18 protein-coding genes are annotated in these 21,708 nt (G+C 72.8%); 11 read left to right on the forward strand and 7 right to left on the reverse strand.

Going from position 1 to position 21,708, the window contains the following annotated elements; genetic code table 11:
- The first annotated feature begins 24 nt into the window (after positions 1 to 24).
- Entirely contained in the window at positions 25 to 363 is a 339-nt protein-coding gene (locus AB0C20_RS15270) for a DUF3817 domain-containing protein (RefSeq protein WP_357187052.1), read from the forward strand.
- Positions 364 to 411: 48 nt separating this feature from the next.
- Here AB0C20_RS15270 and AB0C20_RS15275 read toward each other — a convergent pair whose 3' ends face one another.
- Entirely contained in the window at positions 412 to 960 is a 549-nt protein-coding gene (locus AB0C20_RS15275; RefSeq protein ID WP_357187049.1) for a hypothetical protein, read from the reverse strand.
- A 142-nt stretch (positions 961 to 1,102) separates the two neighbouring features.
- Between AB0C20_RS15275 and AB0C20_RS15280 the strand changes: the two genes are divergently transcribed.
- From AB0C20_RS15280 to AB0C20_RS15290, 3 genes are read left to right on the forward strand one after another with little or no spacing between them, the layout of a single operon-like run.
- Positions 1,103 to 2,227, forward strand: a complete 1,125-nt coding sequence (locus AB0C20_RS15280) for a Vms1/Ankzf1 family peptidyl-tRNA hydrolase (protein ID WP_357186819.1) — start codon at positions 1,103 to 1,105, stop codon at positions 2,225 to 2,227.
- Positions 2,220 to 3,974, forward strand: a complete 1,755-nt coding sequence (locus AB0C20_RS15285) for a thiamine pyrophosphate-binding protein (RefSeq protein ID WP_357186816.1) — start codon at positions 2,220 to 2,222, stop codon at positions 3,972 to 3,974. Before AB0C20_RS15280 ends, AB0C20_RS15285 begins: the two co-directional genes overlap by 8 nt.
- Positions 3,975 to 4,023: 49 nt before the next feature.
- Complete coding sequence (locus tag AB0C20_RS15290; protein WP_357186813.1) at positions 4,024 to 5,112, forward strand: iron-containing redox enzyme family protein; 1,089 nt, start codon at positions 4,024 to 4,026, stop codon at positions 5,110 to 5,112.
- Between the two features lie 137 nt (positions 5,113 to 5,249).
- On the opposite strand, the gene AB0C20_RS15295 is transcribed toward AB0C20_RS15290, so the two are convergent.
- The gene (locus AB0C20_RS15295) at positions 5,250 to 5,480 is read right to left on the reverse strand and encodes a CDGSH iron-sulfur domain-containing protein (protein WP_357186810.1); all 231 of its coding nucleotides are present in this window, start codon (positions 5,478 to 5,480) and stop codon (positions 5,250 to 5,252) included.
- Between the two features lie 145 nt (positions 5,481 to 5,625).
- Here AB0C20_RS15295 and AB0C20_RS15300 point away from each other — a divergent pair, with 145 nt between their 5' ends.
- Both AB0C20_RS15300 and AB0C20_RS15305 read left to right on the forward strand, forming a co-directional pair.
- Positions 5,626 to 7,068 carry a hypothetical protein gene (locus AB0C20_RS15300; protein WP_357186806.1) on the forward strand — a complete coding sequence of 481 codons (1,443 nt, stop codon included), beginning with the start codon at positions 5,626 to 5,628 and terminating at the stop codon, positions 7,066 to 7,068.
- A 222-nt stretch (positions 7,069 to 7,290) separates the two neighbouring features.
- A complete protein-coding gene (locus tag AB0C20_RS15305) occupies positions 7,291 to 8,439 on the forward strand; it encodes a SigB/SigF/SigG family RNA polymerase sigma factor (protein WP_210784335.1) in 1,149 nt (382 codons plus the stop codon).
- 64 nt (positions 8,440 to 8,503) lie between these two features.
- On the opposite strand, the gene ctaD is transcribed toward AB0C20_RS15305, so the two are convergent.
- From ctaD to AB0C20_RS15330, 5 genes are all read right to left on the reverse strand, one after another.
- Positions 8,504 to 10,495, reverse strand: a complete 1,992-nt coding sequence (gene ctaD, locus AB0C20_RS15310) for a cytochrome c oxidase subunit I (RefSeq protein ID WP_357186803.1) — start codon at positions 10,493 to 10,495, stop codon at positions 8,504 to 8,506.
- A 125-nt stretch (positions 10,496 to 10,620) separates the two neighbouring features.
- Positions 10,621 to 11,349, reverse strand: coding sequence for an ATP-binding protein (locus tag AB0C20_RS15315; RefSeq protein ID WP_357186800.1), 729 nt, complete (start codon positions 11,347 to 11,349; stop codon positions 10,621 to 10,623).
- Between the two features lie 147 nt (positions 11,350 to 11,496).
- Entirely contained in the window at positions 11,497 to 11,955 is a 459-nt protein-coding gene (locus AB0C20_RS15320; protein ID WP_357186797.1) for a DUF4383 domain-containing protein, read from the reverse strand.
- Positions 11,956 to 12,039: 84 nt separating this feature from the next.
- Positions 12,040 to 13,179 carry a glycosyltransferase gene (locus AB0C20_RS15325; RefSeq protein ID WP_357187046.1) on the reverse strand — a complete coding sequence of 380 codons (1,140 nt, stop codon included), beginning with the start codon at positions 13,177 to 13,179 and terminating at the stop codon, positions 12,040 to 12,042.
- Between the two features lie 23 nt (positions 13,180 to 13,202).
- Positions 13,203 to 14,219 (reverse strand): glucosyl-3-phosphoglycerate synthase, encoded by a 1,017-nt coding sequence (locus AB0C20_RS15330; protein ID WP_357186794.1) that lies wholly within the window; start codon positions 14,217 to 14,219, stop codon positions 13,203 to 13,205.
- A 194-nt stretch (positions 14,220 to 14,413) separates the two neighbouring features.
- Between AB0C20_RS15330 and AB0C20_RS15335 the strand changes: the two genes are divergently transcribed.
- From AB0C20_RS15335 to AB0C20_RS15355, 5 genes are all read left to right on the forward strand, one after another.
- On the forward strand, positions 14,414 to 15,424 hold the full coding sequence (locus AB0C20_RS15335) for a Gfo/Idh/MocA family oxidoreductase (RefSeq protein ID WP_357186791.1): 1,011 nt from the start codon (positions 14,414 to 14,416) through the stop codon (positions 15,422 to 15,424).
- On the forward strand, positions 15,417 to 16,505 hold the full coding sequence (locus AB0C20_RS15340; RefSeq protein ID WP_357568211.1) for a zinc-binding alcohol dehydrogenase: 1,089 nt from the start codon (positions 15,417 to 15,419) through the stop codon (positions 16,503 to 16,505). The genes AB0C20_RS15335 and AB0C20_RS15340 overlap by 8 nt, the downstream gene beginning before the upstream one ends.
- A gap of 41 nt (positions 16,506 to 16,546) precedes the next feature.
- The gene (locus tag AB0C20_RS15345; RefSeq protein WP_357568212.1) at positions 16,547 to 18,355 is read left to right on the forward strand and encodes an ABC transporter ATP-binding protein; all 1,809 of its coding nucleotides are present in this window, start codon (positions 16,547 to 16,549) and stop codon (positions 18,353 to 18,355) included.
- Between the two features lie 75 nt (positions 18,356 to 18,430).
- Complete coding sequence (gene secA2 / locus AB0C20_RS15350; RefSeq protein WP_357186782.1) at positions 18,431 to 20,722, forward strand: accessory Sec system translocase SecA2; 2,292 nt, start codon at positions 18,431 to 18,433, stop codon at positions 20,720 to 20,722.
- A 181-nt stretch (positions 20,723 to 20,903) separates the two neighbouring features.
- On the forward strand, positions 20,904 to 21,644 hold the full coding sequence (locus AB0C20_RS15355; RefSeq protein ID WP_357186779.1) for a GAF and ANTAR domain-containing protein: 741 nt from the start codon (positions 20,904 to 20,906) through the stop codon (positions 21,642 to 21,644).
- Positions 21,645 to 21,708 lie beyond the last annotated feature (64 nt).

The following is a 21,708-nucleotide window of genomic DNA, read 5'->3' on the forward strand; positions in this document are numbered from 1 at the left end:
GGCCCGAGAGGTGGTGGCGTGCGGATGCGCGAGAAGGTGACCCGGCTGTTCGTCGCGGCGGCGATCGCCGAGGCCTGCTCCTGGCTGGCCCTGCTGGTCGGCATGCTGGTCAAGTACGGTCCGCCGGACAACGAGCTCGGCGTCAAGATCTTCGGGCCGATCCATGGCGGCCTGTTCGTCGCGTACGTCCTGCTGGTGCTCGCCGTGGCCCGGCTGCACCGGTGGAGCCTGCTGGCCACGGGGGTGGCCCTGGCCAGCGCGGTACCGCCGTTCGCCACCCTGGCCTTCGAGCGCTGGGCCCGCCGCCGGGGCATGCTCGGCGTCGATCGGCAGCCGGCCCGCGAGCCCGCCCCGGTCGGCTGAGCCGCCGACCCGCCCGCGCACCGCGCCGAGTCGAACCGCCGGGGCCGGTCAGGTCAGCGCGGAGCAGGCCGCGATGCCGGCCAGCAGCAGCGTGCCCAGGAACGCCTGCAACAGCAGTGGCGGCCCGAGGTGCGACCAGAGCGTCGCCGTACGCGGCGTCAGCAACTGCCCGGTGGTGAGGTTGACGATCCGCTCGATCCGGGGCGGCAACTCCGGGTCGCGTTGCGGGCGCAGTGTGAGCTGCACCTGATCCGCCGGGTGCAGGGCGCTCTGCGGCAGGTGACCGTGCAGCTCCACCTCGCAGAGCTGACCGGCGGCGTTGCGGAGCCGCACCGGGGTGACCAGGTATTCCGGACCCTGCTTCAGCTCTTTCCAACGACGGCGGGTGCCGCCGCCGCCGAACGAGAAGAGCGAGCGCAGCAGCAGGGCGGGCAGCCGGGCGAAGGCCGCCGCCGCGAGCACCGCCACCAGCACCGGCTGACCGATGCGCACCTCACGGGTGTAGCCGTCGAGCAGACGGATCAGCCGCCCGGTGACGATTCGTTCCGTCGGGTGCACGATCCGTCGGGTATCGAGTCCGCTGTCCATTCCCACCACCGAGAGTCCGCTTGTGTTCACAGATCGTATCGACGTCCTCGGTTGAACGACGTGAATGAAACCTGGTCACGGGCTCACGGCCGCGAGGTGACATCCCGGGCGACCCGGGTAAGCGGGGGGCCGAGCTGGAAAGGGGTCGAGCATGCAGCTGTCCTTCCTGCGCCCGCTCTACGACCGTCCCGGGCCGTGGTGCTCGGTGTATCTGGACGCCTCCGCGGACACGGAGGACGCCCATCCCGCGTTGGATCTGCGCTGGCGTGCCCTGGAGCGCAGCCTGGCCGAACAGGGGGCGGACGAGGCGAGCATCGCCGCGCTGGACCGGGTGGTCCGAGGTCATGATCCGATGGTCGGGGACTACGGCCTGGCGCTCTTCGCAAGCCGTGGCCAGGTGGTGCTCTCCGAGTACCTGTCCGCGCCGCCACTGCGGGACCTGGCCCACGTCGGCCCGTTGCCGCACGTGATGCCATTGCTCGCCCAGCGCGGCGAACAGGTGGCCTGGGTACGTGTGGTCGCCGACCGGCTCGGCGCCGACGCGATGGCGGTCAGCGCCGGCGGGGTGCCCCGACGAGCGCACGTCGCCGGCCGGGACGAGTACCCGCTGCGACGGGCGAAGCCCGGCGGCTGGTCCCAGTCGCGCTACCAGCGGGCGGCCATGGAGGCGTGGCACCAGAACGCCGGCGACGTCACCGCGGCGACAGTGCAACTGGCCGACCGCGTTGGCGCGGACGTGGTGGTGGTCGCCGGTGACGTCCGGGCCACCGGGATGATCGCCGCCCAGATGCCCGAGCGCTGGCAGGACCTGGTGGTCCGTACCGATGCCGGGTCACGGGCCGGCGGCGCCGACCAGACGATGCTGGACGACCTCACGGTGCAGACCATCGCGGAGATCGCCGACCAGCGGATCAGCGACGCGCTGGACAAGTTCGGCGTGCAGGAGGACGTGGGCGGCGGGCTCGACGCGGTCGTCTCGGCCCTGCAACGCAACCAGGTCGACATGATGCTCATCGTGGACGACCCGTCGGCCAACGGCGAGTTGTGGATCGGCGCGGAACCCACCGAGATCGCCGTCGACCCGGGGCAGCTGGCCGCCATGTCGGTGGCCGACCCGCAGCGGGTACGCGCCGACGCGGCGCTGGTCCGGGCGCTCGTCGGCACGGACGCGGCACTGACAGTGCTCGGCGCCGACGAGGCGCCCGACCTCACCGACGGGGTCGGCGCGGTACTGCGCTACGTCGACCCCAGCACACCGGGACGCGGCAATGGTTGACCGAACGGTTGCGGATGTCGTGGTGGAGCGGTTGCTGGCGTGGCGGGTACCCCGCGCCTTCGGGTACCCGGGCGAGGCGATCGCTCCACTTGTCGACGCGCTGGACCGCACCGGCGGCGAGCCGGCGTTCATCCCGGCCCGGCACGAGGAGACCGCCTCGTTCATGGCCACCGGGCACGCCAAGTTCACCGGCGGCATCGGGGTCTGCCTCGCCACCCAGGGGCCCAGCGCGGTCCAACTGCTCAACGGCCTCTACGACGCGAAGCTGGACAGCAAGCCGGTGGTGGCCATCGTCGGGGAGGACATCTCCGGGCCGCTCGGCGGCGCGCACCAGGAGATCGGGCTGAGCCGGCTCTTCGGGGACGTCTGCAACCAGTTCGTCCGGTACGGCCGCAGCCCGGACGAGGTGGGGGCGCTGCTGGACCAGGCGTTCCGCACGGCGGCGGCGACCCGCAGCCCGACGTGCGTGGTGCTGCCCCGACAGTTGCAGGAGGCGCTGGTGCCCGACCTGCAGTCGTACGGCGCCGGGGTGATCACGGCGACCCCCGGCGAACCGCTGGCCCGGGTCCTGCCGCACGACGCGGACCTGGACGCCGCCGCGCAGTTGCTCGGCGGCGGCCAGCGGACCGCGATCCTGGTGGGCCAGGGTGGTCGGGACGCGGCCGCCGAGATCATCGAGATCGCCGACCGGCTGGGCGCCGGGGTGGCCACCTCACTGCTCGGCAAGCCGGTGCTCGACGAGCGGCTGCCGTTCCACACCGGGGTGCTCGGCGAGGTCGGCACCCCGGCGGCGGCCGAGCTGATGGGTGGTTGCGACACGCTGCTGATGGTCGGCACCAACGACCCGTGGACCGACTACTTTCCGATGCCCGAGCAGGCGCGCACCGTGCAGATCGACATCGACGGCCGCCGGATCGGCACCCGCTACCCGGCCGACGTGCCGCTGGTCGGTGATGCCGCCGAGACGCTGCGGGCGCTGCTGCGCCGATTGGGCGGCCGGCCCGAACAGCAGTGGCGCGCCACAGTGGAGAGTTCGGTGGACCGCTGGCGGGAGGTCGCCGCCGAACGGGTCGCCGCCGCCGCGGACCCGGTCAACCCGCAGCTCGTCCTGCAGGAGTTGTCCGCCCGGATGCCGAGCACCGGCGCTGTCGCCGTCGACGTCGGCTCGGTCCTCTACTGGTACGCCCGGCACCTCACCCTGCCACCGGGGGTCGACGCGCAGCTGTGCGGAACTCTCGGCTCGATGGGCTGCGCGCTGCCGTACGCGGTGGCGGCCAAGCTCGCCGCGCCCGACCAGCCGGTGGTAGCGCTGGTCGGTGACGGGGCGATGCAGCTCAACGGGCTCGCCGAACTGATCACCGTCTCGCACCTCTGGCAGCAGTGGCGCGACCCGCGGCTGGTGGTGCTGGTGCTCAACAACCGGGACCAGAACGGCATGGGCGGCGGGCGACAACCGTCGTCCGACCCGACCCACCGCCGCCCCGACGTGCCGTACGCCGGGTGGGCCCGGCTGCTCGGGCTGCACGGGGTGCGGGTGGACCGTCCGGAGCTGGTCGGCGCGGCCTGGGACGAGGCCCTCGCCGCGGACCGTCCCTGCGTACTGGAGGCGGTCGTCGACCCGGCGGTGTCGCTGGCGCCGCCGGAGCCCGCCTTCGCCGACCTGCGGGGCCTGTACGCCGAGGGCGCTCCGGCCCGGAAGGTCCGCGAGCAGGTGGAGGTCACCGCTAACGCCGACGACCTCGTTTAGCCACCCCGGACCAGGGCATGAGTAGCGGCCCAACGACGCTGGAGGTCCCATGTCCGAGTCCGCCGACCGCCGCTACGGTCCCGCGACAGTGCCGACGGCGCGAGGTCCGCTCTCCGCGGAGGTCGTGGAGGCTCTGCGGCACCCGCCGCACGACCTGCCGGCCAATCTCGGCGTCGACCTCTACCCTGCGGACCCGTTCACCGACGAGGACCTGCAGCTGACGCTGTTCCTCTGCTACGAGCTGCACTACCGGGGCTGGCGCGGGGTGGACGAGTCGTGGGAGTGGCAGCCGACGCTACTGGCGCTGCGCGCCCGCTGCGAACGGGTCTTCGAGGCGGCGCTGCGTCGGTTGGTCGGCGCGCCGTCGGTGCCCGCCGCCGGGGTGGCGGCCGGCCTGGCCGAACTGGTCGCGGCCGACGACGGGCCGTCGCTGGCCGCGACGCTGCAACGCCGCGCCGACCTCAACCAGTTCCGCGAGTTCGTCACCCACCGCTCCGTCTACCACCTGCGGGAGGCGGACCCGCACAGCTGGGCGCTGCCCCGCCTCGGTGGTCCGGCCAAGGCCGCGCTCGTGGAGATCCAGACCGACGAGTACGGCAACGGTCGGCTGGACCGGATGCACGCAGAGCTGTTCCGGAGCACCCTCGACCGGCTGGGCCTGGACACCGATTACGGCGCATACGTCGACGTGGCGCCGGCGGTGACGTTGGCGACAAACAACCTGATGTCGCTGTTCGGGCTGCACCGACGGTTGCGCGGCGCGCTGCTCGGGCACCTGGCCGCGTTCGAGATGACCTCCTCGCTGCCGAACCGCCGCTACGGCAACGGGTTGCGCCGGCTCGGCTTCGACGAGGTTGCCACCCGCTTCTACGACGAGCACGTCGAGGCCGACGCGGTGCACGAGCAGATCGCCGCTCACGACATGTGCGGCGGCCTGGTCCGCGCCGAGCCGGCCCTCGCCTCCGACGTGCTCTTCGGCGCTGCGGCTGGGCTCGCCGTGGACCGACTGTTCGCCGCGCACCTGCTGGACAGCTGGGCCGCCGGCCGTAGTTCGCTGCGCGCACCCGCCCCGCCGGCAGTGCCGCCCAAGGTCTCGCTTGTCGCGTCGCCCGAGGTGGCCCCGCCCGCGCTCGTCTGATCCGAGGGGCTCGTCGCATCCGGGAAGCCGACGGATCACGCGTGGGCCTGCGAGCTCAGACGACCGGCTGTTGGGTGGGACGTGCCTCTGGTGCGGCCCCTCCGCGTCCTTTCGCTGTCTGACGCGGCCACGCGGGGTCAGCCCTCACGGGTGCTTCCCGCGCGGAAGTCGATCGCCTTGTGGGTGCCGTCGCAGAAGGGCTTGAGCGCCGACTTTCCGCACCGGCACAACGCCACAGTGCCCCGCCGCGCGTCGATGCGCTCGCCGTCCGGGGTGACCAACTCGAAGTCGCCGCGGACCAGCAGCGGTCCGTCCTCGTACGGGGTGATCGTGGCGGCGGCTGGCTCGCTGGTGTCGTCGGTGCGCATGGCCCCGGAAGTGCCCGTCCTGGCCCTGGCGAAACCCGCGCCGCCGAACGCCGGTGATGACCGGGGCACCCCGCTGACCAGCGGAATGTGCCGCCGGGTGGGTGATGCCCCGTTTGAACCCCATCGGGACGGGAAGCCGGGCCGCGTGGTGAGCGAACGAGGCAAGGTGGGGCCGGTGCACAAGGTGCACAAGGGGCTCACGGCCGATGGTGCCGGTCTCGCCGGCGACCGGGTCGTGGCCGCGGGCAGCTCCGCCCGGGTGCTGGTCGCCGCCACCGCCCGGGCGCTGCGCGGGGTCGACTGCGCCGACCTCGGGCACACCGGGCCGACGTCGCGGTTCCCCGGCGCCCCCGAGCCGGTACGCCGTGCCGCGGTCACCCGCGCCGCCGGCCGGGTCGCGCTCACAGTGGCCCAGATCGACGAGGTGGACGCCGCGAGGGTGGCCCGCTGGTTCGTCGACCAGTACCCCCGTCGGCGGTATCCCGGAGTGCTGATCGGCTCTCCGCACGGCGCGGCCGCGCACCTCGCGGTGGCCCTCGGCGTGCCGTGGCTGCCGGCGGGCTTCGAGATGACAGTGCACTGGTCCGACGGCGCTGTGGACCGCCCGGCGGAGGCAGCGGAGCACGGCGCGGCACTCGCCACCCGGTTGCTCGCCGGCAACGCCGACCTGCACCTGCGCCAGGTGCACTGCCCGGCCAGCCGTGGCGCGCTGACCGGGGCGACCGTGTCGCTGACCGCCGCGTGGAGGGCCCTACCGGCCGCGTACGCGCGGTTTCTGGCCGACCGGCTGGTGCCGGGTGCCCCCGTGCTGCTGGTCCGCGACGCGCGCACCTGGCCGGTGCTGGAGCGCGGACCGGGGCACAGCTTCCAGGTGGGCTGCCCGGGCAGCGGGCTGGACCCGGTGGACTTCCACCCGGACAGCCACGCGTTGCGGCAGGTGCTGCGCTCCGTCGGCGGCGACGCGTCTCGGTGGGAGCCGCCGGAGGTGTCGGTGCCGTCGGCGTACGCCGAGCACGGCGTCGACTCGGGCTTCGAGGTGGCCGCGCGGGACTGGTCCACCGGGCACCAGCACCCACTGCACCGGGTGTTGGTGCCCCGGCCGGCGGCGCTGAGCGCGGGCGTGGCCGACCTGTACCGACGGTGGCTGCGGCGCGCCGGCAAGACCGGTGACCGGTTGGTGGTGGAGTGCGGTCGACTGCTCGACCCGTGGCAGGTGGTGCGGGCGGGGCTGGTGCCGTACTGGTGTGAGAACGCCACCCGCCGCAGCGTCGACGAGGCCGAGTGGTGGCTCGCCGGCAGCGAGGCGTTCAGCTCGGTGGACGTGTTGCCCGAGCCGCCGGGGGTGCGCTCACCCGCGCTGGCCGGGCTGCCGCAGTGGCTGGCCGTGGCCGGCTTCGGCCGGCGGCGTCGGGCGCTGGACCGCACCACCGCCCGGGGCTACCCGGTCACCTCGGTGCCCACCCGCCGGGCCACCGAGGTGCTGCGCGCCCAGCCGTACGACCTGCCCACGCCGCCCCCGCTGGGGGTCGCCGAGGCACTGGCAGTGCTCCGCGACAGCGGCGGCCACCAGGGGTTGTTGGTCTCCTGAGACGGAGCACGCCGAAACATCCTCGCGAACCCGGGGTCCCGTGATTGAGTACCTACGGAGCGGGAACATCGCTGGCTGCGACGGCCTGATTGCGCTGCGTAGAGGCGGTGTCGCCCGCTGGCATCCCAGTCACTGACCCACTTTCCGGCCCGGTGCGTGGCTCGACCACGCGCACGACCGGTTTCCCGATCCGGGCGGGGGACCTTCCTGAGGGAGGCGCGGATGTTCGGACAGACGAGCACGACCACGACCACGACCCCACCACCACCCAACGATCGAGGTCTGGAGGATCTCGACGCGGCGGCGATGGCGTACGCGGCCCGGATCGCCGGGCTGCCGCCGGAGCGGCGGGGGGAGGCCCGGGACGACCTGGTGCGCTTCGCGCTGCCGTTCGCCGGCCGGCTGGCACGCCGCTACCGGGGGCGGGGGGAGCCGCTGGAGGACCTGGAGCAGGTGGCCCGGCTGGGGCTGGTCAACGCCGTCGACCGCTATGACCCGGAACGGGGCTCCTTCACCGCGTACGCCGCGATCACCATCGTGGGCGAGATCAAACGGCACTTCCGGGACCGTACCTGGGGTGTACACGTGCCCCGCCGGCTGCGGGATTTGATCCTCGAGGTGGGGCAGGCCACCGCCGCGCTCACCAGCGAGCTGTCCCGGGCCCCGTCGGTGGCCGAGCTGTCGGCCCGGCTGGAGACACCGGAGGAGGAGATCCTCGCCGCACTGGAGTCGGCGGCCGGCTACAGCCCGGCCTCGCTGAACGCGCCGGTGGGTGGGGAGAGCTCCGCCGAGTTCGGTGACCTGGTCGGCGAGTCCGACAACGCGTTGGAGTCGGTCGACGACCGGGTGACGGTGAGCGGCCTGCTGCACCGACTGCCCTGGCGTGAGCGACGGATCCTCGCGATGCGCTTCTACGGCAACCAGACCCAGGCGGAGATCGCCGCCCGGTTCGGCATCTCGCAGATGCATGTGTCCCGGCTGCTGTCGCGGGCGCTCACCTGGCTGCGTCAGGCGATGCTCGCCGACGCGCCGCCGCCATGGCAGAACGGCGCCGCCGAACCCGACCCGGGCAAGACCCGGATCTCGGTCAAGCAGAACGGCGACTCGGTGGTGGTCGAGGTCGGCGGCGAGATCGACCGCGACGGCGCGGACCAGCTGCGCCGGGCCATGCTGGAGGCGGTCACCGGCCAGCCCAGCGAGGTGGTCGTCGACCTGGTCGGCGCGGGTGGCTTCGACGCCGGTGGGATCGCCGCGCTGATGGCCGGTCGGGACGCGGCGGAGCGGACCGGGGTGCCGCTGCGGCTGACCCGGGTCCAGCCCGCGGTACGCCGCTCGCTCACCGCCGCCGGCCTGTCGCCGGCCCGGGACTGACGCACACGGACACGCGAAGGGCCGACACCCCGCTGGGTGTCGGCCCTTCCGCGCGTACCCCTGGTCAGTGCTCTTCGGGGTTGCCGTCGCTGTGCGGGTGGCGCCAACGCTCGTGCGGCTTCGGCGCGTCCTCGGCGTCCTTCGGTGGGTCGCTCTGCTCGAAGCTCGGCCGGCGGACGCCCTCGGGCTCCGGCACGTCCACCGGCCGGGCGCCGGAGCGCGGCGCCGGCTGGTAGTCGACAGCGTCGCGGGCGCCGTGCGCGCCCTCGGCGGACGGCGACTCCGGGGCGTGGTGCTCCAACCGGAACTCCTCGGCGAACTGCTGCGGCGGCTTGGTGGTGCGCTGCGGCAGGTCGCGGCCCAGATCGGCGACGAGCGGGCCGTACTTCAGGTCGAAGGCGGGGCGCTCGGAGCGGATCCGGGGCATCCGGTCGAAGTTACGCAGCGGCGGCGGGCAACTGGTGGCCCATTCGAGGGAGTTGCCGAAGCCCCACGGGTCGTCCACCGTCACCACAGCCCCGTACCGCCAGGACTTCCAGGCGTTGTAGATGAAGAAGAGGGTGGACAGGCCGAGGATGAACGCGAAGATGCTGGAGATCGTGTTGAGAGTGGTGAAGCCGTCGGTGGGCAGGTAGTCGGCGTACCGGCGCGGCATGCCCTCGCTGCCCAGCCAGTGGTGCACCAGGAAGGTGCCGTGGAAGCCGATGAACATGGTCCAGAAGTGCGCCTTGCCGAGCCGCTCGTCGAGCAGGCGCCCGGTCATCTTCGGCCACCAGAAGTAGTAGCCGCCGAAGAGGGCGAAGACCACTGTGCCGAACACCACGTAGTGGAAGTGCGCCACCACGAAGTAGCTGTCGTGGGTGTGCCAGTCGACCGGCGGGCTGGCCAGCAGGACGCCGGTGAGGCCGCCGAGCAGGAAGGTGACCAGGAAGCCGATGGCGAACAGCATCGGCGTCTCGAAGGTGAGCTGGCCCTTCCACATGGTGCCGATCCAGTTGAAGAACTTCACACCGGTGGGCACCGCGATCAGGTAGCTCAGGATGCTGAAGAACGGCAGCAGCACCTGGCCGGTGGCGAACATGTGGTGCGCCCAGACCGTCATCGACAGCACGGTGATGGCGATGGTGGCCAGCACGATCCCCGTGTAGCCGAAGAGTGGCTTGCGGGAGAAGACCGGGATGATCTCGGTGATGATGCCGAAGAACGGCAACGCGATGATGTAGACCTCGGGATGGCCGAAGAACCAGAACAGGTGCTGCCAGAGCATCGGGCCGCCGGTGGCCGCGTCGTACACGTGCGCGTTGAGCAACCGGTCGGCCGAGAGCGCCAGCAGCGCGGCGGCCAGCAGCGGGAAGACGAGGATCACCAGCACGCTGGTGAACAGCATGTTCCAGGTGAAGATCGGCATCCGAAACATGGTCATGCCGGGCGCGCGCAGGGTGAGGATCGTGGTGATCAGGTTGACCGCGCCGAGGATGGTGCCGAGCCCGGAGACGACCAGGCCGAGCACCCACATGTTCGCGCCCACGCCGGGGCTGTTCTCGACGCTGCTCAGCGGGACGTAGGCGGTCCAGCCGAAGTCCGCCGAGCCGCCCGGGGCGAGGAACCCGCCGACCACCATGAGGCCGCCGAAGAGGTAGAGCCAGTAGGCGAGCGCGTTGAGACGGGGGAACGACACGTCCGGTGCGCCGATCTGGATCGGCACGATGTAGTTGGCGAACCCGAACGCCGCCGGCGTGGCGAACAGCAGCAGCATCACCGCGCCGTGCGAGGTGAAGAGCTGGTTGTACTGCTCGGAGGAGAGGAACTGCATCCCCGGGCGGGCCAGTTCGGCCCGGATCAGCATCGCCTCCAGGCCGGCCAGCAGGAAGAACCCGAAGGAGGTCAGCAGATACAGCAGGCCGATCTGCTTGTGGTCGGTAGTGGCGAGGAACTTGATCAGAGAGTTGCCGGGGATCGGCGCCCGTACCGCTCCCGGGAAGCCCCCGAAACGTGCCGGTGCCAGGATCGCCGGGCCCCGATCGCGACCGGGTTCCGTGGTTACCCGCTTGGGCATGGCTGCTCACCCCGTCGTGACGGTAGAAAGGACGGGCGTGCCTACCCGACCCTCGCACCATGTAACCAGGCCAGAGCGGTAAATTCGGTCAGAACGCTGGTACCGGGCGCAAGCGCCTCGAACCCTCAGGTTGCCGGCAGCATCGCCCAGACGGCCTTGCCCTGACCGGCAGGCACGCTGCCCCACCGCTGGGTCAGCTCCCGGACCAGCATCAATCCTCGCCCACCCTCGGCGTGCAGGTCCGTCCCGCCCGCACGGGCCTCGGCGCTGCTGCCGTCCACCACCGCCAGGTGCAGATACGGCCGGCGCAGGGTCACCGTCACCTGCATCGGCGTGCCGGCGTGGCGCACCACGTTGCCCACCAGCTCGCTCAGCACCAACGCGGCCGGGCCGGACGCGTCGGGCAGGTTCCACCGCGCACACGCCTCGGTGACCAACTCGCGGGCCCGCCGGCAGGCCCCGGCGACCGGCTCCAGCCGGGCCCGCATCCGCAACGTGGACGTCGTGCCGGCCAACCGGGTCGCCTCCGCGCAGTCCGCGGAGACCGGGAGCACCCGGCACGTGGTCGACTCGGCCAACCATCGCGCGGCGATCGGCGACGGGGAGCAGAGCAGCACCGGCACCGCCGGCCACTCCTCGGCCCGGCGGGCGGTCGCGGCGAACACTGACAGCGCCAACCGGTCCTCCACGCTCACCCCGGCCATGTCGACAACCAGCGCCTCCGGCTGGTCGACCAGCGCGTCGCTGAGCGCCTTGTGCACCGAGCGCATCGTGCCCAGGTGCAGGGGACCGGTGAGCCGGACGACCGCCACCGGTGCAGTGGTACGCACCTCGCAGGTGATCCCGCTCGACATCGGCGCCTCAATTCGCTGCTGGGTCGGGATCTGCCAACTACCCGAGGCCGTTCCCGATCAAACCGGACCGACGGCGGGGCGACGCACGTCACGCCCCGCAACCCCAGGTCAGGGGCGGGGCCGGCCGGTCAGGACGGGGATCGGCGGTCAGCGACGGGGCCGGCCGGTCAGGACGCCCAGTGCGATCATGCCGACGCCGAGCCCCAGGTGCAGCCAGTCGTCGGCGTCGTTGACCGGCAGCACGTTCGCCCCGGTGTCGTGATCCACTGCCAGCCCGTAGAGCCAGAGCACCAGGTAGACCGCGCCACCGCCGATCAGGAACGCCCGAGCGCCGGTGACCGTCCGGGCCAACAGCAGACCCACCACCCCGTACGCCAGGTGCACCAGGTTGTGCAGCACCGACACCTGGAAGACGCCGAACAGGTACGCGCCCGAGTCGTGGCCGGCGAAGCGCAGCGCGTCCATCCCGGTGGTGACCCCCGGCACGAAGCCGAGCACGCCGACCAGCAGGAACAGCACCCCCACGGTTGCCGCCGCGCGCCGGACCGGCGGTTTGCCGTCGGCCGGGTTCGGTCGGGCCCGGGAGTGCGCCATCGGTCCGACCATTCCCGGCTCCTCGTCGCGCGGCGGGCATGAGCGCTGCCGGCTACCCGCTGGCGCGACAGGCAAACCGGCCGGCCCCGCCGTCGGTCAGGCCGGCAGCAACCGCGGCGCGCTCGCCGACTGTCGGACCCGCTCGTACAGCTCGACGTAACGCTGCGCCATCACCGCGGGCGTGAAGCGCCGCGCTGCCACCCGCCGGCACTCGTCGGGGTCGAGCAACTCGGCGGCGAGGACGAGGTCGCCCAACTCTTCCTCGTCGGTGGTGAGCAGCCCGGTGCGGCCGTGCTCGATCAGCTCCGGCAGGCAGCCCCGGGCGGTGGCCACCACCGGCGTACCCAGAGCGAGCGACTCCACGACCGCAGTGCCGCCCGGCTCCTCCCACCGCAGCGGGAACAGCGACGCGCGGGCGCTGGCGAGCAGGTCGTCACGCTCCTGGCCGGCCACTGTGCCGACCCAGCGGACCAGGTCACCGTCGACGTGCGGTGCCACCTCGTCGAGGAAGAACCGTACGTCCGGGTTCTGCCGGGCCTCGTCGCCGGCCGCGGCCAGGTCGGCCGGCCGGTGGTACGGGCCGACGGGGCCGGCCAGCACCAGCGGAATACCGACCCGGTGCGCGAGCCGGGCGCCCACGTCCTGCCCCTTACCCGGGTTGATCCGGCCCAGGATGAGCAGGTGCTCGCCCTTGTCCGGTCGGGGCCGCCGGTCGGCGTCGACGGCGAGCGGCGTGGACAGGTGCACGTGCCCCACCGAGTGCTCCCGCAGCGCCAGCGGGGCGCGGGCCAGCTGCGACGCGGAGACGCCGTTGACCCGGACCCGGTCGCCGCCGTCCAGGCTGCCGTAGAGCGCCGGGTGCTTGGCCAGGTCCCAGTGCAGGGTGTGCAGGGTCGGCGGTCCGGCCGGCCCCATCGCGGCGAGGGTGGCCAGCCCGACCGCCTCGACGTGATCGTGCACCAGGTCGATGTCGTCGCGGGAGTGCAGCTCCCGGACGACCCCGGCGAGGTGGGCCTGGGCGATCCCGCAAACCTGGTTGTACGGCCGCTGCAACGCGGCGAACTGTCCGTCGGCGAAGACCGAGAGCTGCTCGTCCACCGGCAGGGTGCTGCTGCCCACCGAGGCGAGCACCACCCGGACGCCGAGTCGCCGCAGCTCCGGCACCAGCGTGGCGATGACGTTCTCGATGCCGCCGTAGCCGGGCGGTGGCACCGACAGCCACGGGCCGGCGTTCATCAGCACGGTGAGGCTCGTCGCGCTCACGCGGCGGCCACCCGGCGGCGGGGCACCCGGTGGCGCAGTTCGGCCAACGGCGGGCGTTCCTCGATGGAGACGTCGCTGACCACGATCTCGCGGTCCAGGTTGGGCAGGGTGTCCGAACCACCGCGACGGAACTGGGTCAGCATCGCCTCGGGCGCCAGACCGGGGGTGGCCCAGCCGCGCCGTTGCAACCGGGACCAGGCGGTCAACATGATCTGCGCGGACATCCGGCCGAGGGCCGCGGTGTCCTGGTGGCGGTGCTTGCGCTCACCGAGGTCGACCTGCGCCAGCGCGTCCAGGCCGACCAGGTCGAGCAGATCGATCATCATGGCCGTCTCCACCCCGTACCCGGAGACGAACGGCACCTGGGCCAGCACGTCCCGGCGGCCCGCGTACTCGCCGGCGAGCGGCTGCACGAAGCCGGCCAGCTCGGGCCAGAAGAGGTTGAGCAGCGGCCGGGCCATCAACTCGGTCACCCGGCCCCCGCCGTCCTGCTCCACGCTGGCGGTGCCCACCAGGGGCCGGTGGTAGAAGCCCTTCACGAAGTCGACCGACGGGTCGGTCAACAGCGGACCGAGCAGCCCGCTCACGAAGTGCGGCCGGAACTCCCGCAGGTCGGCGTCGATGAACGCCACCACGTCTCCCTCGGCGGCGGCCAGCCCGGCCCAGAGCGCGTCGCCCTTGCCGGTGAGCCGGGGCAACCCCCGGGTCATCGCGTCCTGACTCACCACCTCCGCGCCGGCGGCGCGGGCCACCTGGGCGGTCCGGTCCGTCGAGCGGGAATCCACCACGATCAGCTCGTCGACCAGGGCCACCCGATCCATCAGGTGCTCCCTGATGGTCGACACGATCGCGCCGACGGTGGCCTCCTCGTTGCGTGCCGGCAGCACCACGCTGACCCGGGTCTCACCCTTGGCGCGCATCAGCCGACGGGTCGGCCAGTCGGCCGCCGACGTCGTCCGGTACGTGGCCCATGCCTCCACCACCGGCGACACGCTCGATGTCATATCCCGCACGGGCACCCCTCCGTTCGTGCGTGGAAAAACCGAATTTGGTTGTTCCCATTCCTCATCACGCGCTAACCGCATTCTCGGCAACAGCTTGATCACAGAGGTGACGACAATTCGTTCCCGGGGGATGAACGTTTGATTGCGCACACCCCAGGGGACTGCTCCCATCGCACATGAAACGTCTTCGAAGGGGTGTCGGGATGCGGAACTGCCGGGTGGGTCTGGTCGGAGCCGGCGGCGTGGCACAGCGTCACGCGCGGGTACTGGCCGGGTTCGACGACGTCGAGCTGGTCGGCGTCACCGACGTCGCGCCGGAGGCCGCGTCCGCGCTGGTCGCACAGCACGGCGGGCGGGTCCACGCCGACGTCGCCGAGCTGCTGGCCGCCGATCTGGACGCCGTGTACGTCTGCGTGCCACCGTTCGCGCACGGCCCCGCCGAGGAGGCGGTGATCGAGGCCGGGGTGCCGATGTTCGTGGAGAAGCCCGTCGCTGTCGACCTGAGCACCGCCGAGCGGATCGCCGACCTGGTCGCGCGGCGTGGGCTGCGCACCGCCGTCGGTCACCACTGGCGCTATCTGAGCGTGCTCGACCAGGCCCGCGACCTGCTCGCCGACCGTCCGGTGCGGATGGTCAGCGGCGCCTGGCTGGACAAGGTGCCCCCGGTGGCGTGGTGGTCGCGGCGGGACCGCTCCGGCGGGCCGGTGGTCGAGCAGGCCGCCCACGTGCTCGACCTGATCCGGGTGCTGGCCGGCGATGTCACCGAGGTCACCGCGTACGGCAACGGCACCCCACCGCCGGTCGACGGCGCCGACATCGACTCGGTGACCACCGCCACGCTGCGCTTCGCCGACGGCGCGGTCGGCACGCTCAGCGCCGCCTGCGTCCTCGGCTGGAAGCACCGCGCCGGCCTGGAGATCCTCGCCGACGGGCTGGCCCTCGCGCTCACCGAGGACGGGCTGTCGATCCGCGACGCCGACGGCGAACGACACGTCCCCGCCGACCCGGAAGCCGCCCGGGTGGCGGTGGACCGCGCCTTCGTCGACGCCGTCCGCGGCATCGGCGACGACGTGCGCGTCCCGTACGCCGAGGCCCTCGCGACCCAGCGCCTGGCCCTCGCGGTGGCCGACTCGGCCCGTACCGGCGCCACAGTGCGGCTCGCCACCGCGACCGCGCCCGCGGTGCTCGCCACCGGGGTGACGGTCGATGCGTGACAAGGTCGTGGTGGTCACCGGTCCCGGCCGGGTCGACCTCGTCGAGCAGGACGCCGCCCCGCTGCGCCCCGGCACGTTCCGGGTCGAGACGCTGTTCAGCGGTGTCTCCGCCGGCACCGAGCTGAGCTACGTCAAGGGCACGAACCCCTACCTGAACGTCACCTGGAACGCCGACCTGGGCCTGTTCCAGCCGGGCGCGGCCAGCACGCCCTACCCGGTGACCCGACTCGGCTACATGCAGGTCGGCAGGGTGGTGGAGAGCGAGACCCCGGCCGTCGCGGTGGGCACGGTCGGCGCGATGACGTACGGGCACCGCACCGGCTGGCTGGCCGACCCGGTCGCCGAACGGTTCGTGGCGCTGCCCGACGACCTGGACCCGCTGCTCGGTGTGTACGTCGCGCACATGGGCCCGATCTGCGCCAACGGTCTGCTGCACGCCGCCGCCGACCTGCACGGCACCGACGTCCGCGCGCTCGGCGACGGGGTACGCGGCCGACGGGTCGCCGTCGTCGGCGCCGGTGTCGTGGCGCTGCTGACGGCGTTGTTCGCCCGCCGCAACGGCGCCGCGTCGGTGGTGGTGCTCGACCCCACCCCGCAGCGCCGCCAGGTGGCCGAGGCGCTCGGCCTGGAAACCCTCGACACCGAGGCGGACGACCCGGCGGTGGTGCTCAAGACCCGGTGGGCGCACACCGCCGGCGACCGGGGCGCCGACGTGGTGTTCCAGTGCCGGGGGCAGGCGTGGGCGCTGCACCTCGCCCTGCGGCTGCTGCGGCCCCAGGGCACCGTCATCGACCTCGCCTTCTACCAGGGCGGCGCGGACGCGGTCCGCCTCGGTGAGGAGTTCCACCACAACGGGCTGTCGCTGCGCTGCGCCCAGATCGGCCGGGTGCCGCGCGGGCTCGCGCCCACCTGGGACCGGGAGCGGCTCTCCGCTGAGACCGTCGACCTGCTCAGGGCGTACGGCGACGCGATCCGCAAGCACCTCGTCTCGGCGGTGGTGCCGTTCGACGAGGCGCCCGCGCTCCTCACCGACCTGGCCGACCGTCGCCGCCAGGAGCTTCAGGTGGTGCTCGCCTCCTGACCCGCCGTCGCCGCGTGCCGGGGGCGGCTACCGTTCGCGACATGAGCACCGTGCAGGACCGGCCGGTTCCCGGCGACACCTCGACCGACCGACCGGCCGGCGACAACCCCGCGGGCCGGTCGGTCGGCCTGTCAGCGTTGCTGCCGTACCTGCGGGAGCACCGCGGCACCCTGGTGGTGGTGGGCGCGCTGTCGCTTGTCGGCTCGGCGGCGTCGTTGGCGCAGCCGCTGCTCACCCGGTCGGTGCTCGAGCGGATCGGCGCCGAGCAGGGCGTGTCCCGGCTGGTGGCGGTGCTGGTGGCCCTCGTGGTGCTCGGCGCGGCGATCGGCGGGCTGCGTGACTACCTGCTGCAACGCACCGCCGAAGGAGTGGTTCTGGGCACCCGGCGCCGGCTCGCCGGCCACCTGCTGCGGCTGCCCATCGCCGAGTATGACCGCCGACGCACCGGCGACCTGCTCTCCCGGGTCGGCTCGGACACCACACTGCTGCGCGCGGTCGTCACCTCCGGGCTGTTCGAGACGGTCACCGGGGCGGTGACGGTGGTCGGCGCCGGCACGGCCATGGTGCTGCTCGACCCGCTGCTGTTCGGCGTCACCCTGCTCGGGGTGGCGCTGGGGCTGGTCTTCGCCGCCACCTTCGCCCGCCGGGTCCGGGCGCTGGCCCGGGTCGCCCAGGAACGGATCGGCGAGATGACCTCGGCGGTGGAGCGGGCCATCTCGGCGGCCCGGACCATCCGGGCCAGCCGCGCCGAAACCCGGGAGACGGAGGCCGTCACCGGCAGCGCGCGGGAGGCGTACGCGGCGGGGCTGCGGGTGGCCCGGGTACAGGCGTTGGTCGGCCCGATCGGCTCGGTCACCGTGCAGGGCGCTTTCCTGCTGGTGCTCGGCATCGGTGGGGCGCGGGTCGCCGCCGGGGCGATCTCCGTCGGCGACCTGGTCGCGTTCGTCATGTACCTGTTCCTACTGGCGCTGCCGTTGGGTCAGGTGCTGCGGGCGTACACCCAGTTGCAGTCCGGCCTGGGCGCCCTCCAGCGGATCGAGGAGATCCTGGCGGTGCCCGCCGAGGGCGCTGACGACCGGCCGGTGTCCGCCGTCGCGACGGCGACCCCGCGCCGCCCGACCCCGATGATCGAGTTCGACCGGGTCGGCTTCGGCTACCCGGGCGGCGAGCCGGTGCTGAACGAGGTCAGCTTCGCGGTCCCCGCCGGCACCCGGACCGCCCTGGTCGGTCCCTCCGGCGCCGGCAAGTCCACACTGCTGGCCCTGGTCGAGCGCTTCTACGAGGTGAGCGCCGGCGCGGTCCGACTCGACGGCACCGACGTACGGGACCTGCCCCGCGACGCGCTGCGGGCCCGCCTCGGCTACGTCGAGCAGGAGGCTCCCGTGCTGGCCGGCACGCTGCGGGAGAACCTACTGATCACCACCCCGGACGCCACCGACGACCGGTTACGTGACGTCCTCGATGAGGTCAACCTGGGCCACCTGGCGCACCGCACCCCGCTGGGCCTCGACGTGCAGGTGGGCGAGGGCGGCGTGCTGCTCTCCGGAGGTGAGCGGCAGCGCCTGGCCATCGCCCGCGCGCTGCTCGCCGGCCCGCCGGTGCTGCTGCTCGACGAGCCGACCAGCAACCTCGACTCCCGCAACGAGGTCGCGCTGCGCCGCGCCATCGACGCCGTGGCCGTCCGCCGGACCCTGTTGATCGTGGCGCACCGGCTCGCCACAGTCGTCGACGCCGACCAGATCGTCGTCCTCGACGGCGGCCGGGTGGTGGCAGTGGGCACCCACTCCGAACTGACCGCCACCGACCCGTTGTACCGGGAACTCGCCAGCCACCAGCTGCTGGTCGGCTGACCGCGCCCCAGGAAGGCCGACTTGCCGGGCGGCCGGGCCGCGCGCGCCGCCCGGAATCGCGTACCGTTGCCGCTCATGGGTGTGTCGCAACGGTTCAAGAGCAAGTTCCGGCGGTTCCTCCAGCGCCCCGGCTCGACCGTGGATCTTGCTCCGCTGGAAAAACTGCTCCCGGCGATCGAGGCGCGCGAGGCTGAGCTCACCGCGCTCGACGACGCCGAGCTGACCGCGGCCGCGGGTGCCGCCGCCGGTTACGAGGAGATCTGCGCCGTCGGCCGTGAGGCCGCCCGCCGTGGCCTCGACCAGCGGCCGTACGACGTGCAGCTGCTCGGCGCGATGTCGCTGCTCTCCGGCAAGGTCGCCGAGATGGCCACCGGTGAGGGCAAGACACTGACCGCCACTGTCGCCGCGTACGGGCACGTCCGGCTCGGCAACGGCCCGGTGCACGTGCTCACCATCAACGACTACCTGGCTCGCCGCGACGCCCAGTGGATGGAGCCGGTCTACACCCTGCTCGGCCTCACCGTCGGCTGGGTCAACGAGGCCTCCACCCCGCAGGAGCGGCGCGACGCGTACGCCTGCGACGTCACCTACGTCTCGGTCAGCGAGGCGGGCTTCGACTACCTGCGCGACCAGCTGGTCACCGACGTGGAAGATCGGGTGCAGCCCGCGCTGACCACCGCCATCGTCGACGAGGCCGACTCGATCATGATCGACGAGGCCCGGGTGCCGATGGTCCTGGCCGGCGCTGTGCCGGGCGAGCAGGACCCGGTGCACGCCGCCGCCGCGCTGGTGCGTGGCCTGCGCAAGGACAAGCACTACACGGTCGCCGAGGACGGGCGCAGCGTGGCGTTCACCTCCGCCGGCCTGGCCGCCATGGAGGCCAAGCTCGGCATCGACCTGTACGACGAGGAGCACGTCGCGCAGCTCTCCGCTGTCAACGTGGCGCTGCACGCGCACGCCCTGCTGCACCGTGACGTGGATTACATCGTCCGGGACGGCTCCGTCGAGCTGGTCGACGAGATGCGCGGCCGGGTGGCCCAGCGCCGCCGCTGGCCGGACGGTCTCCAGGCCGCGGTCGAGGCCAAGGAGGGGCTGGACGCCACCGCCGAGGGCGAGGTGCTCGGCACCATCGCCATGCAGGCGTACATCGCGCTCTACCCGAAGGTCTGCGGGATGACCGCCACCGCGGTGCTGGTCGGCGACCAGTTGCGGGAGTTCTTCGACCTCGAGGTCGCGGTCATCCCGCCGAACACCCCGTGCATCCGCGAGGACGAGCCGGACCGCATCTACGCCACCCGGGCGGAGAAGGACGAGGCGCTGATCGACGAGATCCAGCGCTGGCACGCCAAGGGGCGGCCGGTGCTGGTCGGCACCCTGGACGTCAAGGAGTCCGAGGGGCTGGCCGCCGGGCTGAACGCCGCCGGGGTGCCCTGCGTCGTGCTGAACGCCAAGAACGACGACGAAGAAGCCGCGATCATCGCCGAGGCCGGCGCGTACGGCGCGGTGACCGTCTCCACCCAGATGGCCGGCCGGGGCGTCGACATCCGCCTCGGCGGCAGCGACCAGACCGACCAGGAGCGCGTCGCCGAGTTGGGCGGGCTCTACGTGATCGGCAGCGGCCGGCACGACAGCCGCCGGGTGGACGACCAGCTGCGCGGTCGGGCCGGCCGGCAGGGCGACCCGGGCGGCTCGGTCTTCTTCGTCAGCCTGGAGGACGACCTCGTCGTCCGGCACGCCGCCGACTCGGTGCCGGCCTCGCCGCGGATGAACGCCGACGGTCTGGTGACCGACGAGCAGGTCGACTACGCGGTGGAGCACGCCCAGCGGGTCGCCGAGGGCGTCAACCACGAGATCCACCGCAACACCTGGCGCTACAGCGTGGTGATCGAGCAGCAGCGCAAGGCCCTCGCGGCGCGCCGGGAGCGGCTGCTGACCAGCGACGTGGCCGCGGTGATGCTGCTGGAGAAGGAGCCCGAGAAGGCCGGCGAGATGGACGAGGACCTGCTCGCCCGAGCCGCCCGGTCGATCGCGCTCTACCACCTGGACCGGCTCTGGGCCGAGCACCTGGCCGAGCTGTCGGAGGTCCGCGAGGGCGTGCACCTGCGCGCGCTGGGCCGGCTCGACCCGTTGGACGAGTTCCACCGGGCTGCGGTGCCGGCGTTCAACGACCTGATCCCGGAGATCGAGGCCCGCACCATCGCCACCTTCACCGAGACCGAATTCGATGAGGACTGGCAGCCCGACGACGGCACCCTGGTCCGGCCCACCGCCACCTGGACGTACCTGGTGCACGACAACCCGTTCGGCTCCGAGCTCGACCGTCTGATCGCGTCGATCGGGCGGCGGCTCAGCGGCGCCTCGCGCTGACGTATCGACAGTCGGGGCCCCGATCGCGCCTCCGCGCACGACCGGGGCTCCGATTTACGCCGTTTCGACCCAGGTTTCCCAGGGTAGTAGGGCTGGTCGGTCGAGTCGGGAGAGAGCAGACGATGACACAGGTGACGATGCGTGCCGGGCAGGCGCGAGACGGCACGGAGGCTGCGAACCGGTGAATCTCGACACGCGGGAACCGGTGGTGCACACCCTCGGCGTCCTGGAAGCAGCCGCACTCTTACGGGAGCTGACCGCCGGGCTGATCGCCCTGACCGACTTTGACGAGGCGCTGCTGGCCCTGGTCCGGGTCACCCGGGACGCCGTCGCCGGGGTGCGCTGGTGCGGGTTCACCGCCCTGCGGGCCGGCGAGCCGGCCGGGGTGGCCGCCTCCGACGAGGGGCTGGCCGGGCTGGACGACCTGCGACACGGGCCGGACACGCCGGCGATGAGCGCGATCCACCGCCGCGAGATGATCCTCGCCGCCGACCTGACCGGTGAACCCCGCTGGCCGGCCTGGACGGCACACGCCCGCGACCTCGGCGTACGCGGGGTGATCTCCGCACCGGTCGACATCGACGACCAGGTGATCGGGGCCATCAACCTGTACGCCGCCGCGCCGGACCTGCTGACCCCGCAACACCAGTTGACCGCGATGCTGCTCGCCGAACACGCCGGTCTGCTGCTCGCCGCCGTCCGCGACCGCGGCCGACAGCTCACCCTCGCCGGTGAGCGGGACGCCTCACTCCTGCACGACGGGGTGGTGGGCCAGGCCATCGGCGTGATCATGACGCAGCGTGGATGCCCGCCGGCCGAGGCCCTCGACGTCCTGCGGACCGCCGCCTCGTCGCTGGACATCCCGCTGCGCGAGGTCGCCGAGCGCCTGGTCCGGACGGTCTCCCGCCCACGCGACAACTGACCCCTGCGGGTGGGCGGCTGTGCCGCGTGGGCGGCTGTGCCGCGTGGGCGGCTGTGCCGCGTGG

This window comes from Micromonospora sp. NPDC048843 (genome assembly GCF_040649965.1).
Classification (GTDB): Bacteria; Actinomycetota; Actinomycetes; order Mycobacteriales; family Micromonosporaceae; genus Micromonospora; species Micromonospora hortensis.

Excerpts from the sequence above, each read along its gene's own strand:
- AB0C20_RS15285 (WP_357186816.1), top strand. The coding sequence starts at position 2,220 with ATGGTTGACCGAACGGTTGCGGATGTCGTGGTGGAGCGGTTGCTGGCG.
- AB0C20_RS15315 (WP_357186800.1), bottom strand. The coding sequence starts at position 11,349 with ATGTCGAGCGGGATCACCTGCGAGGTGCGTACCACTGCACCGGTGGCG.
- AB0C20_RS15290 (WP_357186813.1), top strand. The coding sequence starts at position 4,024 with ATGTCCGAGTCCGCCGACCGCCGCTACGGTCCCGCGACAGTGCCGACG.
- AB0C20_RS15335 (WP_357186791.1), top strand. The coding sequence starts at position 14,414 with ATGCGGAACTGCCGGGTGGGTCTGGTCGGAGCCGGCGGCGTGGCACAG.
- AB0C20_RS15345 (WP_357568212.1), top strand. The coding sequence starts at position 16,547 with ATGAGCACCGTGCAGGACCGGCCGGTTCCCGGCGACACCTCGACCGAC.
- secA2 (WP_357186782.1), top strand. The coding sequence starts at position 18,431 with ATGGGTGTGTCGCAACGGTTCAAGAGCAAGTTCCGGCGGTTCCTCCAG.
- AB0C20_RS15280 (WP_357186819.1), top strand. The coding sequence starts at position 1,103 with ATGCAGCTGTCCTTCCTGCGCCCGCTCTACGACCGTCCCGGGCCGTGG.
- AB0C20_RS15320 (WP_357186797.1), bottom strand. The coding sequence starts at position 11,955 with ATGGTCGGACCGATGGCGCACTCCCGGGCCCGACCGAACCCGGCCGAC.
- AB0C20_RS15325 (WP_357187046.1), bottom strand. The coding sequence starts at position 13,179 with ATGAACGCCGGCCCGTGGCTGTCGGTGCCACCGCCCGGCTACGGCGGC.
- AB0C20_RS15340 (WP_357568211.1), top strand. The coding sequence starts at position 15,417 with ATGCGTGACAAGGTCGTGGTGGTCACCGGTCCCGGCCGGGTCGACCTC.
- AB0C20_RS15270 (WP_357187052.1), top strand. The coding sequence starts at position 25 with ATGCGCGAGAAGGTGACCCGGCTGTTCGTCGCGGCGGCGATCGCCGAG.
- AB0C20_RS15295 (WP_357186810.1), bottom strand. The coding sequence starts at position 5,480 with ATGCGCACCGACGACACCAGCGAGCCAGCCGCCGCCACGATCACCCCG.
- AB0C20_RS15305 (WP_210784335.1), top strand. The coding sequence starts at position 7,291 with ATGTTCGGACAGACGAGCACGACCACGACCACGACCCCACCACCACCC.
- ctaD (WP_357186803.1), bottom strand. The coding sequence starts at position 10,495 with ATGCCCAAGCGGGTAACCACGGAACCCGGTCGCGATCGGGGCCCGGCG.